This is a genomic window from Streptomyces sp. NPDC046197, from assembly GCF_040646295.1.
Lineage (GTDB): Bacteria > Actinomycetota > Actinomycetes > Streptomycetales > Streptomycetaceae > Streptomyces.
This window is the reverse complement of the sequence record NZ_JBEYZY010000039.1, coordinates 1-12780: the sequence shown is the minus strand read 5'-3', so window position 1 is coordinate 12780 and position 12780 is coordinate 1. Positions and strand designations below refer to the sequence as shown.

The window sequence follows — 12780 nt, the reverse complement described above, 5'->3', positions numbered from 1 at the left end:
CCCGTACCTCGATGTGGTCATGGGATCTCCAACTCCCCGGCGACCCGGAGGTGTTGAACGGCGTAGGACCGCCAGGGGCGCCAGCTGCCGGACGCGGCCACGCCGGGCGGGGCCACGTCGGGGTCGCCGAGGGCGCGGGTGCGGATCACTGCCGCCTTCGCGGGCTCCAGGCCGGGCAGGGCCACCAGGGCCGCCTGTGCGTCGTCCCGGTCGGCCCCGGCGTCCAGCCGTACGGTGCCGTCGGCGAGGGCGGCGGCCAGGGTGCGGAGGGTGCCTCGCGGCTCGGCCTCGGCGACGGCGGCCGGTTCGGGGAAGAGGTGGGTGAGGGCTCCGCAGGGGGCGTCGAGTGCCTTGCCGCAGCGCCGCACCAGGTCCTCCGCCTCCCCCGGCTCCAGCAGCGTCCGTATCGCGATCTCGTCGGGATCGGCCGCGCCCGGCGACCGCAGTCCCGGCCTGGCGGCCACCAGCGCGGCCAAGCGGCCGTCCGCGCCGAGCCGTTCGTCGACGGCGTACGGGTCGGCGTCGAGGTCGAACAGCCGCCGCAGCCGCTGCACGGCCGTCGTGAGATCACGCGGGTCGGTCAGATGGAGGCGGGCATCCAGCCAGCCGCCGGGGCGTGCACCGGACGCGGATCGCGCCGCGCCGGACCGCTCGTCGACGGCGACGATCCCGGTGCCGTACGGCAGGCGCAGGGTGCGCCGGTAGGTCCGCCCGCCGGGCACACCGCTCACCTCCTCGACGCCGGGCACGGCCTCGCGCTCCAGCAGATCGAAGACGGGCCCCGCCTGGTACGGCCCACGGTGGGCGAGCCTCAGCGGGATCCCCGCGGTGGGCGCGGCGGAGCGCCTGCTCCGGGCCCGGGGCACGGCGGCCCGCAGCTCGCTGGGAGTCGCCGCGTACACCGCCCGGACGGTGTCGTTGAACTGCCGCACGCTGGCGAACCCGGCCGCGAACGCGATCTGCGTGATCGGCAGCTCGGTGGTCTGCAGCAGGACGCGCGCGGTGTGCGCCCGCTGGGCCCGGGCGAGGGCCACGGGCCCGGCGCCGAGCTCGGCGGTGAGCTGCCGCTGCACCTGCCGTGCGCTGTAGCCCAGGCGCGCGGCGAGCCCGGTGACGCCCTCCCGGTCGATCACGCCGTCGCCGATCAGCCGCATCGCCCGGCCGACGGCGTCCGCCCGCACGTTCCACTCGGCGGAGCCGGGCACCGCGTCGGGGCGGCACCGCCGGCAGGCGCGGAAGCCCGCGTCCTGGGCGGCGGCGGCCGTGGTGAAGAAGCGCACGTTGTGCCGCTTCGGTGTCACGGCCGGGCAGCTGGGACGGCAGTATATTCCGGTCGTCCCGACGGCGAAGAAGAACTCGCCGTCGAACCGGCCGTCCCGGCTGCGCACGGCCTCGTACCTGGTGTCCTCGTCCATCACGTAGACCAGTGTCCGCCCCGGCCAGGGCCGCCGCTGGCGGAAATCGGACAGAACGCTCAGCACGCTCAGCACACGGACGTGAGGCGTCCGGCCAGGTCATCGTCCGGCCAGGTTCTGCCTAGGGGTGGCGCCCCCGCTTCGCCTCCATCGCCGCGCGCCCCTGAGCCCCCTTCCGCTTCCAGTCCTTGCGGATCTCCGCGCGGAGCCTGGCGTCGGTCTTGGCGACGATCCACTGGTTCTCGCGCAGCAGCTTGCGGTAGCTCTCCAGCCGCCGCAGGGGCACTTCGCCGGTGTCGACGGCGGCCAGCACCGCGCACCCCGGCTCGCTCCGGTGCGCGCAGTCGTGGAAACGGCACCGCTCGGCCAGCTCCTCGATCTCGGAGAAGACCTGTCCCACGCCGCTCTCGGCGTCCCACAGGCCGACGCCCCGCAGTCCCGGGGTGTCGACGAGGACACCGCCGCCCGGCAGGGCGAGCAGGTTGCGGGTGGTGGTCGTGTGCCGGCCCTTGCCGTCGACGTCCCGTGCGGCCCGGACGTCCATCACGTCCTCGCCGAGCAGCGCGTTGGCCAGGGTCGACTTGCCCGCACCGGACTGGCCGAGCAGCACGGCCGTGCCCCCGGAGACGACGGCGGCGAGGACGTCGAGCCCGTCCCCGGTCATGGCACTGACCGCCAGTACGGGCACGCCGGGCGCCGTCCGCTCCACGTCCTGGAGGAGATGCGCCAGCCCCGCCGCGTCCGGCACCAGGTCGGCCTTGGTCAGCACGACCACCGGCTGCGCCCCGGACTCCCAGGCCAGCGCCAGGAAGCGCTCGACGCGTCCGAGGTCGAGTTCGACCGCCATGGACACGGCGACGATCGCGTGGTCGACGTTGGCGGCGAGGATCTGCCCCTCGGACCGCTTGGAGGAGGTGGAGCGCACGAACGCGGTGCGGCGCGGCAGGTACGTCCGTACGTAGCGCGGGTTGCCGCCGGGCTCGACGGCGACCCAGTCGCCGGTGCACACGACCCGCATCGGGTCGTGCGGGGTGACGAAGGCGGTGTCCGCGCGCAGTACGCCGCCGGCGGTGACGACGTCGCACTGCCCGCGGTCGACCCGGACCACCCGGCCGGGCAGCAGCCCGTCGGCCGCGTACGGCGCGAACGCGTCCGCCCATGCCTCGTCCCAGCCGTAGGGGGCCAGGGCGGAGTGCGAACCGGACATTGCAGAGGTGGAAGTCAAGGGAAACCCTTCACAAGGGTGGCCCCGGCGGGCGCGCACACGGGCGCGGAATGCTGTCGAGGTGTCAGCCGGTGGCCACGGAGGTGGACTTGATGAACTCCTGGATGCGGGCAGCGCCCGTCACAAAGACGGCCATCGGTCAACACCTCCTCTTCCTGCTCTGCTTCGGCTGTTCTTCCTCGGCTTCCTGCTCAGTCGGCCCACGGCAGCGGTCGCAGCAGCTGCGAGGACGAGTCCCACCGTAGGGGGGACGGTGCCGGTGTGCCACCGAATTTTCCACGCGGTGGCGGTCGGTCACGCCGTCGCGCAGGCGTGACCGTTCAGCGTGAAGTCGTGCGGCGCCGAGTTGCGGTCGTGCCAGGAGGCGAGAAAGCCGAAGGAGAAGGTGCCGTTCGCGGCGACGGACTTGTTGTAGTCGGTGGCGGTGGCGGTGACGCGGGGTCCGGACTGGGCGACGGTCGCGTCCCACATCTGGCCGACCCGCTGGCCGTCGCGGAAGGACCAGGCGAGCCGCCAGGTGTCGAGGGCCCCGGTGGTGGTGACCGTGACGTTGGCCTGGAAGCCGTCGGTCCACTGGCCGGTGAGGTCGTACCTGACCCGGCAGGTCGCGGGCGTGCTCGGGCCCGTCGCGCCGGTGCCGGGCCGGGGGGTGCCGCCGGTGCGGGCGGTGGACGAGGAAGTGCCCTGGGGCTCGGGGTCGGGATGCCTGCGATCGGACCTGGTGCCGGTGCCGCTCGGGGACGGCCTCGGGCCGGCGGACGCCGTGGCCGAAGGTGAGGGGGCGGGGGACGGCACGGAGATGCCGGGGTCGGCGACCGGCTGGCGCTCGGCGTCACCGCGTGCGGCGTCGTTCGCCGAGCCGCCGAACGGCATCATCGACACGGCCAGTGCCAGCGCGGACAGCAGGACGGCGGCGGCGAGCAGACCGCCCCGCACGGCCCGCGCCCGGCCCGTGCCCTGCGCGGGCTCCCCCGGCTCGGAGTCCGCCGACCCGGGGCGGCGTGCGCCCAGCCGCGCCTCGGCGGCCCGGCGACGGCGCTCCAGGTAGGCCAGGCCGCCCCAGCCGATCACGCCCCCGGCGAGGGCCGCGGGGAGTCCGCCGCCGTGCAGCCTGAGGCAGCCGGCGGCCTCCGCGCACGCCACGCAGGTGGCGAGGTGCCGGGAGAGGTCCTCGGGCATGTCGGCGGTGGGCGACGAACGGGTGACCGCGTCCAGCAGCCGGGCGTAGCTGCGGCACCGCGCGTCCATCGGCGTGTCGAGGTGGTTGCGGTGGCAGCGGTCGCGGAACAGGGTCCGTACCTGTGCGAGTTCCTCGGACACGGTGGCCGGGTCGAGACCGAGCCGCCGGGCCACGACCGGCAGCGGCAGCGCCTCCACCTCGGCCAGCCACAGCAGCGCGGCGTCCGGTTCCGGCAGGTCCCGCAGGCCGCGCAGGGCGAGCGGGCGGCGCAGGGGCGGGCCCGAGTAGCGGGCCGCCGTGCCGGAGTTGAGCCACAGGCGCAGGTCGGGGTCGAGTTGGGGGCCGAGGCCGTCGGCCTCCCAGGCCGCGGCCTTGGTGCGCACGGCGGTCAGCAGCCCCGCGAGCACGGGCAGCCGGGGTGTGCGGCGTCCCCGGGAAGCGCCGGCCTCGGCGGCCCGGACCTCGCGCAGGCCGAGCGCGAAGGCCTCCGTGGCGAGTTGCCGGGCCGCGGTGGAGCCGGCCGTGCACAGGTCGGCGTAGGAGAGCACCGGGTCCCAGCATTCCGAGAACAGCACGGCCTCGCCGGCGTCCTTGGGGGTCGGCAGGTCGGGCATGAGTCTCCTGCTCCACAGGCGAGGCCAACTCGGCATGTCCAGAGCGGAGTTGGAGGGGAATCTCACGGCAGGGCAGGAGCTTTTCACGTCCTCGACACAACTGACAAGCCGCGTATTCAAATGTTGTCACGGACGCCGCTGCCCTCAACTCCGGTCCGTAGTACGGACCGGAGCGGCCCTTCGACTCACCGTGGCCGGAAACCAGTGCCGGGGCACTGGTGCCGGGGCACTAGACGGCCGGGGTCTCCTCCGCCGTCTCCCGGGCGGGGAGGCTGTCCATGAAGGAGCTGACGGAGAACACGGCGCGGCCGGGTCCGGGCGGGCCGTAGCCGGGGGGCGAGGACAGCCCGAAGTCGTCCATCGTGGCGCGGTAAGCCTCCAGGAGGCGGATGTGGTACTCCAGGGGCGCGCCCTGCGGGTTGGCCTTGCCCAGCGGGGTCGTGGGCTCCGGGCACCAGGTGGTGAACCGTGGCGTGATGCCGTGGGACATGAAGAAGCGCAGGCCCTCGGTGGTGGAGGCGACGGCCTCGTCGACGGTGGCGAAGCCGAAGGGCTCGGCCATCTCGACGCCCGCGACGAAGTTGGGGATCACGTTGCGCGCGCCGAACACCTCCGCCGAGTCGAGGATGCGCCGGTGCCACTCGTCGCGGCCCACGTAGCGTTCCTTGCCCGGGCAGTACAGCTCGAACAGGCGGCGGTCCCACACCTCGTAGTTGGGGTGGTAGATCTGCACGCCGTAGTCCTTGAACCGCTGTACGTCGTCCTTCGGCAGCGCCTGGGCGACGACCTTGCCGATCCAGCGGCCCGGGAAGCGCTCCTCGATGGCCTTGGCGTACTGGCCGTAGAAGTCCGCCTCGTCGCGGCCCGCGACCTTCGAGGTGATCGCGCCACCGGTGAGGGTGTAGGCGGTGGACGCCTTCTGGGTGTCGTACCGGTCGATGATCTCCAGTGCCTCCAGCACCTCCTCGACGTCCTTCACGCCCGTGTAGGGGCGTCCGGCCGCCTTGTGCTGACGCCAGTTGTGGTTGATGTCGCAGTACTGGCACTCCTCCTTGGCGCCGAAGTACTGGCAGACCCGGAAGACGGTGAGGTAGATCAGGTAGCCCCACTGGATGGTCGGCGCCACCTCCATCACGGACTTCCCGTTGGACAGCGTGTGCCGGTAGTACTCGGGCATGGGCGGCACGCCGACGTCGGCGATCCGCCTGCCGTCGAGGTAGAGGCCGAGCAGCCCCTCGTCGTCGGCGGCCACACGGTACGGCGAGGCCGGATTCACCCGAACGGAGACGACGGTGCGCCGCAGGTCGTACGGACCACCGGTGAGGATGATCTCCTCCGGCGGACGCCTGAGTGCGGCCTCGCCCAACTCGGGCAGGGTGCCGTGGTCGAAGGAGAAGATGAAGTACGACTTCGGTTTGACGTCCCCGGCCGCCTCGTTGGCGGTGTCGCTCAGGGCCGACTGGTCGAAGGCGACTCCGCCGCGGAGCAGATCCTCCTTGAAGACGGCCTCCCGCGGCACATGCGGGAAGCGCTCCATCAGATCCTCGACCAGCGCGGTGCGGCTGCCCATCGCGTCTCTCCTCCCGGCTCAGGCGTACGACTCCTCACGGTATGCCCCCGCTGCGGCGTCAGCCGTGCCGGGTCCCCCCACGGCGCACGATGTGCCCCGGTACGGCGAGGTCCGGCGGCAGCCGGGGATCGGGGACGGGCGCGCCCCAGGAGGAGGTCAGCGGAAGGACGCCGGCCCACAGGCCCAGTTCGGCGTCGGGTCCGTCGCCGTCGTCGGGAGCCCCCGTGCGGGTCGAAGAGGCGCTGGACGGCTTCGGGTCGCGGCCGCACTGGGGAAAGGTGTTCACCGTGGCACCGGCGGTGCTGCGGACCCGGTATCCGCGGCTCGACGACTTCCGCGGGCTGGCCAGGGAGCTCGACCCGGCCGGAAAGTTCACCAACGACTTCGTGCGGGACGTGCTCACCGGCTGACCGCCGCACGCCTGGGAGCAGACCCCGTACGTCCGGCCGCAGGAGAACGGCGCCCGCGCGGGACGTGCGCCGGGCGGAGATCGGCGCAGGCCGGACGACGAACACGGCCCCGGTCCACCGCGACCTCGCGCCTCTCCCGTGCCCCCTAGGCACTAAGCTAGGGCCCTTAGGTTCTGGGAAAGGGGGTCCGTCATGGCCCGTGTCGGGCTCACCGGGGACCGTCTCGCCGAGGCGGCGGCCGATCTCGCCGACGAGGTCGGGTTCGAGAAGGTCAGCATCTCCGCGCTGGCACGCCACTTCGGGGTCAAGGACGCCAGCCTGTACTCGCACGTCAAGAACCTGCAGGACCTGCGGACCCGGGTCGCGCTGCTCGCCGGGGGCGAGATGACCGACCGGATCGCGGCGGCCGTGGCCGGGCGGGCCGGCCGGGAAGCGCTGGGCGCCTTCGCCGGCGCCTACCGCGCGTACGCCCTCGAACATCCCGGGCGGTACACGGCCACGCAGATGCGCCTGGACCAGTCGGTGGCCGCCGCGTCCCCGGTCCTGAAGCGCACCGCGGAGATCACCTACGGCATGCTGCGCGCCTACGGCCTCGGCGAACCGGACCTCACCGACGCCGTCCGGTTGCTGCGCAGCACCTTCCACGGCTACTGCGCCCTGGAGGCCACCGGCGGCTTCGGAGCCCCGCGCGACGTCCTGGCCTCGTGGGAGAAGACGATCGACGCCCTGCACGTGCTGCTCGAACACTGGCCCCGCGAGGAAACCCAGGACTGACCGGCGCTACGACGCCCGACGGGGTGCCGGGGCGTTCTCGTTCAGGGCACGCGCGCCATCGACCAGCTCGCTTTGGGCGCGGGTGAAGCCGGTGTACGGGCTGCGGGTGCGATCGTCGACGGGCCGCTCCATCGGCGGCGTCTTTCCTTCCGGATCTCTTCCAGCGAGGACTTGCGCGGGGGCCTGGGACGCCCCGGTTCCGGTCGGGGCGCCCCAGGGGCTCATGCGGTACGTATCCGGTGCTCATCCGGTGTTCATCCCACCCGCACCCTGCCCTCCGGCGCCAGAGGCCGGACCCGTTCGGAACAGGCGGCTCCCCGGCGCCCGCCCACCACCGGGTCGACTAGCGTCGTGACATGACCAGCGACACCGCGCCGCGCAGCCTCGCCGCAGCCCTCGCCGCCGGGACCGTCGTGCTCGACGGCGGCATGTCCAACCAGCTGGAGGCGGCCGGGCACGACCTGAGTGACGCACTGTGGTCGGCGCGGCTGCTCGCCGAGCGGCCCGAGGCGATCACCGAGGCGCACCTCGCCTACTTCCTGGCGGGCGCCGACGTGACGATCACGGCGAGCTACCAGGCCACCTTCGAGGGGTTCGCCGAGCGGGGATTCGATCGCAGGCGGGCCGCCGAACTCATCGCCCTGAGTGTCGGGTTGGCGCGAGAAGCGGCACGGCTGGCAGTCGCCCGGGGCGTGTCGCGGCCGCTGTGGGTGGCCGCTTCGGCCGGCCCGTACGGGGCGATGCTGGCGGACGGTTCCGAGTACCGGGGCCGCTACGGGCTCACGGTCGAGGAACTTGAACACTTCCACCGGCCCCGGCTGGAGGTGCTGGCCGCGGCCCGGCCCGACGTCCTGGCCCTGGAGACCGTGCCGGACACCGACGAGGCCCAGGCCCTGCTGCGGGCCGTGCGCGGGCTCGGGGTGCCGGCCTGGCTGTCGTACACCGTCGCCGGTGACCGCACCCGCGCCGGACAGCCGCTGGACGAGGCGTTCGCCCTGGCCGCCGACGCCGAGGAGGTGATCGCGGTCGGCGTCAACTGCTGCGCCCCGCAGGACGCCGGGGCCGCCGTCGCGACCGCGGCGCGGGTGACGGGCAAGCCGGTGGTGGTGTACCCCAACAGCGGTGAGGAGTGGGACGCCGAGGCCCGGGTCTGGAAGGGCCGTTCCGCCTTCACCGCCGAACGGGTCGAGGCATGGCAGGCCGCCGGAGCCCGGCTGATCGGTGGCTGCTGCCGGGTCGGCCCCGCGGCGATCACGGAGGTCGCCCGCACGCTGGGCGCGGGGTAGCAACGGCCGGAGGCCGGAGACGGAAGGCTGGAATCCGGAGACGGAAGACCGGAGACGGAAGACCGGAGGCCGGAGACCGGAGACGGAAGACGGCGGCCGGAGGCAGAAGACGGAGGACCGGAGCCCGGAAACCCGAGCCAGAAGACGGGCGACAGGCGACAGGCGACAAACCAGCAACCAGTGACTGACCGCAGGCGACCGGCAACCGGCAACCAGTGACTGACCACAGGCGACCGGCAACCGGCAACCGGATACGGACGAGGGGACATGGCCCGGCCTCGCCCTCAGCGCTCGGGCACGCCTCCGGAGCGCCGCAACCGCCGTACCACCGACCGCAGTTCCGTGGCCCGCACGGGCGGACCACCGGCCCGGCCCGGTGCGGAATCGGCGCCGCCGGACGTCCACAGGGCGAGCTCCGGATCCCGCGGACCGTATGCGGTATACGGTCGGCCGTCGCCGAAGATCCGCACGGGATGCGTCGTGTCCCACGCCTCCCGGCCCGGGTCGCCCTCGGCGGCGAATCGCACCCAGCGGTCGGCCCGAAGGCACCCGCGTCGCGCACGCCGTCCCAAGGCTCGGGCGGCATCGGTGACCGGAACCGGCGGGGCCCGAACGGAGGTGCGGCGTACGGGATGCCGCGGAACACCGCCACCCCGTTCTCGTACCGGCCGCGCACCGAGCCGTGGGGCGTCGCGACCACGGGGTCCGTCTGGTCTGCCGTCATGCGTCACCAGCCCTTCGCCGCGTCGTGCACCGGTACCACCGCAGCGCTCCATCGTCTCCCGGTATTCCGCTGTGCGGCACGGTGGGAGGGCCGTTCGGCGTACATCTGCGGGGAGGGTCGGCCGGGGCGGCCCGCGTCACCGCGGCCTTGCGCCGTCCGCGAGTTGACGCGCGGAGCCGCCGGGCGGTGCCCGCTGCCCGGTGACCCGTTGCGCCGATTGCCCCGGCCTGCGCTGCGGATCTACGGTAGAAGGCGCTTTCACCGAGTGTCGTTCCGCGCGCCTCAGGAGAGTCATGCCCAGCGCCAAGCTGCCCAGGGCCGTGTTCGCCATGGATCCGGTGCATCTGCCGCTGCTGTTCCCGCCGCCCCTGCTGGCGCGGCTGCGGCGGACGGCGGAGCTCGACCCGGCCCACGTCGTGCGGGATTTCACCGACCGCACCGCCGCCCCGTATCTGGCCGGTGCCGAGGTGCTGATCACCGGCTGGGGCTGTCCCCGTATCGACGCGCGCACGCTCACCGCGGCGCCCCGGCTGCGGGCCGTCCTGCACGCGGCGGGTTCCGTGCGCGCACTGGTCGGCGAGGCCGTGTGGGAGCGGGGCGTCACCGTCTCCAGCGCGGCGGGCGCCAATGCGCTGCCGGTCGCGGAGTACACGCTCGCGATGATCCTGCTCGCCGGGAAGGACGTGTTCACCCAGCGCGAGCGGTTCCGTGCCACGCACGTCCGCCCCTCGCCCGCCGAGACCGCGACGATCGGCAATGTGGGCCGCAGCGTTGGGATCGTCGGGGCGTCACGGGTGGGCCGGCGGCTGCTGGAGCTGCTGCGGCCGCACGACTTCGAGGTACTGCTGCACGATCCCTACGTCGGCGCCGAGGAGGCCGCGGCACTGGGCGCCGAACTGCTGCCGCTGGAGGACCTGCTGCGCCGTGGCGACATCGTGAGTCTGCACGCTCCCGACATCCCTGAGACGCGCCACATGCTCGACCGCCCGCGCCTTGCGCTGATCCGGGACGGCGGCGTGCTGATCAACACCGCTCGGGGCGCCCTGGTGGACCACGAGGCCCTCACCGAGGAGTTGGTCTCCGGCCGCCTGCACGCCGTCCTCGACGTCACCGAACCCGAGCCGCTGCCCGCCGAATCCCCGCTGTACACACTGCCCAACGTGCTCCTCACCCCGCACCTCGCGGGCTCCCTGGGCAACGAGCTCGAACGGCTCGGACGTGTCGTCGTCGAGGAGTTGGAGCGCCTGACGGCGGGTCTGCCGCCCGCGCACGAGGTGCGGTACGCGGATCTCGGCCGGGTGGCGTGACGCTCAAGGGGTTCCCGTCCGCAATCACCGAGGGGCCCGTCCGCGACCACCGCTTCCGGCATCGGGCGAACGGGGTGAACGGCCGGGCCGCGCCCGGCCGTTCACCGTGTCAGCCGCCGTTCTCCCCTCCGTGCGCCGCACCGACGAGGGCCTCCATCAGGTCGACGGCGCTGCCGTCGTGATCGCTGCCCGCCGTACCGCTGCCGGTCTGCACATTGGCAGTGCGGTCGACCTCGAGGATCGAGTCGGCCTGCGAGTTGTCGATCACGGTGATCAGGCCGTCGGCCGCCGTCGCCGTGGGCGCTGCGGCGCATAGCAGTGCCACCGCCAGGAGCGTGGCCGTGCGCAGCGGCGGCAGGTTGCCGCTCACGTGCTTACGCCCGCGCGGTCGAGCCGCCGGTGGCCCAGGTTGCGTTCCAGCAGGCGGGTGGCGGCCTGCACGCCGACGCCACGGGCCGCGTCCGTCTCGGGCAGCCGCCCGTCGGCCTGCTTCAGCTCGCCGAGCGCGGCGTCCATCGCCTCGTGGGCTGCGAAGAGGCAGGGGGTGCTGTAGATGGCGACGTCCACGCCGAGCCGGGTGAGCTCACCCAGCGAGAGCCTCGGAGACTTGCCGCCCGCGATCTGGTTGAACAGCAGCGGCTTGTCCCCGGCCATGTCCCGCACCCGGCGGATCCACTCCACGCTGCGGATCCCGTCGACGAGGATCACGTCCGCGTCGGTGGCCGCGAGGGCCTTGGCCCGGTCGAGGATGTCGTCCTCCTCGGTGGCGTCCGTACGGGCCACCACGACCATGTCCTGACGGGTCGCCAGCACCCTCTGCAGCTTCTCCAGGTACTCGTCGAGCGGCAGCACCTGCTTGCCGTCGGCGTGGCCGCACCGGCGAGGGCGCTTCTGGTCCTCCAGGATCACCCCGGAGGCACCGATCCGCTCCAGCCGCTCCACCACATGGCAGGCGACCTCCGGGTCGACGTAGCCGTCGTCGATGTCCACCAGTAGGTGGTGACCGGGGAACGCGCCCCGCAGCCGCTGGACGAAGGCCACCATGTCCGGCCAGGCGATGAACCCGATGTCCGGCAGTCCGTAGTACGACGCCGCGAAGCCGAAGCCGGAGACGAACATGCCGTCGTAGTGCGCGGCCGCGATCGACGCCGAGTACATGTCGTACACACCGATCAGCGGAGTGGTTCCCGGCTCGGCGATCTGCTCGCGCAGCTTCTTCCCGTAAGTCAATGCGTGACTCCTCGATGGGGGATGGACACACCACGCCAAGAGGACCGCCGACCCGACGACCCTTTGCCAAGACAAAAGCATTCCTTGGTTCATGGGGGAGTTCTCCATGGGATGACCTTTACTCACTCGAATGGAGTAGCCCGTTCACCGGAGAAACGTCACTGGCCCACTCATGCCGCTCACGCCGACGAAGCCGCCCCCGGACTCGACGTACCGTCGAGGACGCCGCCGTCCTTCGACCAGATGTTCCACAGGAAGGGGGCCTTTCTCTTGTGGCGCTTGTCTTGAACGGGGACACCGGCACCCCTAGCCTCGGCCGGAATGAATGCCATCCCGCCGCTCCTTGACCACCTCGTCCTGGCGACCCCCGATCTTGCGGCGACGGTCGCCGACTTCGCGCGGCGGACCGGTGTGGCGCCGGCTCCCGGCGGTGTCCACGTCGGTTTCGGCACCCGCAACTACCTGGTGTCGCTGGGCGGTACCGGCTACCTGGAGATCATCGGGCCGGACCCGGAGCAGGCGGATCCGTCGGACGCGCGCCCTTTCGGCGTGGACGGTCTTCCCACGGCACGGACGGTGACGTGGGCGATCGCCACCCCCGACGTGGACGCGGCGGTCACGGCGGCCCGGGCGCGGGGCTACGACCCGGGTCCCGTCCGTCCAATGAGCCGCCGCACCCCCGACGGCACCCTGCTGGAGTGGCGGCTGACCGACGGTGCCGACGCGCACCCCTCCGGTCTGGTGCCCTTCCTGATCGACTGGGGTGACTCGGTCCACCCGTCCGCGTCGGGACTGCCCGTCACACCCCTGGTGGAGGTCTCGGCGACCGCCCCCGACCCGGACGAGATCCGCCCCCTGCTGGCCGCCCTGGGCACCGAACTCCGCCTCAGCGAGGGGCCGGTGGGCTTCTCCTTCACCGTGGAGACGCAGCAGGGACCCGTGACCTTCGGCTAGAAGACTCATGAAGATCTTGGGGTTCTGGCCCCGCCGCGTGAGCGGCGGGGCCAGACTCTTTGTTGTGGTGATGGGGGAATGGGCCGGGGAG

The 12780-nt window shown here is 72.9% G+C and carries 11 protein-coding genes and 3 pseudogenes; 5 read left to right on the top strand and 9 right to left on the bottom strand.

Features of this window, described 5'->3' with window-relative positions:
- Positions 1–17: 17 nt before the first annotated feature.
- From AB0A61_RS34555 to AB0A61_RS34535, 5 genes and pseudogenes are all read right to left on the bottom strand, one after another.
- Positions 18–1415 (bottom strand): AlkA N-terminal domain-containing protein, encoded by a 1398-nt coding sequence (locus AB0A61_RS34555; protein WP_361301513.1) that lies wholly within the window; start codon positions 1413–1415, stop codon positions 18–20.
- Between the two features lie 121 nt (positions 1416–1536).
- Positions 1537–2622, bottom strand: a complete 1086-nt coding sequence (gene rsgA, locus AB0A61_RS34550; RefSeq protein WP_361301401.1) for a ribosome small subunit-dependent GTPase A — start codon at positions 2620–2622, stop codon at positions 1537–1539.
- Between the two features lie 312 nt (positions 2623–2934).
- Positions 2935–4434, bottom strand: coding sequence for a cellulose-binding domain-containing protein (locus tag AB0A61_RS34545; RefSeq protein ID WP_361301398.1), 1500 nt, complete (start codon positions 4432–4434; stop codon positions 2935–2937).
- 229 nt (positions 4435–4663) lie between these two features.
- Complete coding sequence (locus tag AB0A61_RS34540; RefSeq protein ID WP_361301395.1) at positions 4664–6004, bottom strand: radical SAM protein; 1341 nt, start codon at positions 6002–6004, stop codon at positions 4664–4666.
- Between the two features lie 58 nt (positions 6005–6062).
- Positions 6063–6233: pseudogene (locus AB0A61_RS34535) on the bottom strand (pyridoxamine 5'-phosphate oxidase family protein); the annotation flags it as partial.
- Between AB0A61_RS34535 and AB0A61_RS34530 the strand changes: the two are divergent.
- From AB0A61_RS34530 to mmuM, 3 genes and pseudogenes are all read left to right on the top strand, one after another.
- Positions 6226–6414: pseudogene (locus AB0A61_RS34530) on the top strand (D-arabinono-1,4-lactone oxidase); the annotation flags it as partial. The pseudogenes AB0A61_RS34535 and AB0A61_RS34530 overlap by 8 nt on opposite strands.
- Before the next feature lie 192 nt (positions 6415–6606).
- Complete coding sequence (locus AB0A61_RS34525) at positions 6607–7188, top strand: TetR-like C-terminal domain-containing protein (RefSeq protein ID WP_361301392.1); 582 nt, start codon at positions 6607–6609, stop codon at positions 7186–7188.
- Positions 7189–7544: 356 nt separating this feature from the next.
- Complete coding sequence (gene mmuM / locus AB0A61_RS34520) at positions 7545–8474, top strand: homocysteine S-methyltransferase (RefSeq protein WP_361301389.1); 930 nt, start codon at positions 7545–7547, stop codon at positions 8472–8474.
- Between the two features lie 284 nt (positions 8475–8758).
- Here the strand turns inward: mmuM and AB0A61_RS34515 are convergent, their stop codons facing one another.
- Entirely contained in the window at positions 8759–9001 is a 243-nt protein-coding gene (locus AB0A61_RS34515) for a hypothetical protein (RefSeq protein WP_361301524.1), read from the bottom strand.
- Positions 9002–9003: 2 nt separating this feature from the next.
- Positions 9004–9198: pseudogene (locus AB0A61_RS34510) on the bottom strand (carboxylesterase family protein); the annotation flags it as partial.
- 293 nt (positions 9199–9491) lie between these two features.
- On the opposite strand from AB0A61_RS34510, the gene AB0A61_RS34505 reads away from it, so the two are divergent.
- Positions 9492–10505 carry a hydroxyacid dehydrogenase gene (locus AB0A61_RS34505; protein ID WP_361301386.1) on the top strand — a complete coding sequence of 338 codons (1014 nt, stop codon included), beginning with the start codon at positions 9492–9494 and terminating at the stop codon, positions 10503–10505.
- 109 nt (positions 10506–10614) lie between these two features.
- On the opposite strand, the gene AB0A61_RS34500 is transcribed toward AB0A61_RS34505, so the two are convergent.
- Both AB0A61_RS34500 and AB0A61_RS34495 read right to left on the bottom strand, forming a co-directional pair.
- The gene (locus tag AB0A61_RS34500; protein ID WP_361301383.1) at positions 10615–10875 is read right to left on the bottom strand and encodes a hypothetical protein; all 261 of its coding nucleotides are present in this window, start codon (positions 10873–10875) and stop codon (positions 10615–10617) included.
- On the bottom strand, positions 10872–11735 hold the full coding sequence (locus AB0A61_RS34495) for an isocitrate lyase/PEP mutase family protein (RefSeq protein WP_361301380.1): 864 nt from the start codon (positions 11733–11735) through the stop codon (positions 10872–10874). The genes AB0A61_RS34500 and AB0A61_RS34495 overlap by 4 nt, the downstream gene beginning before the upstream one ends.
- Before the next feature lie 321 nt (positions 11736–12056).
- On the opposite strand from AB0A61_RS34495, the gene AB0A61_RS34490 reads away from it, so the two are divergent.
- Positions 12057–12689, top strand: a complete 633-nt coding sequence (locus tag AB0A61_RS34490) for a VOC family protein (RefSeq protein ID WP_361301377.1) — start codon at positions 12057–12059, stop codon at positions 12687–12689.
- The last annotated feature ends 91 nt before the right edge of the window (positions 12690–12780 follow it).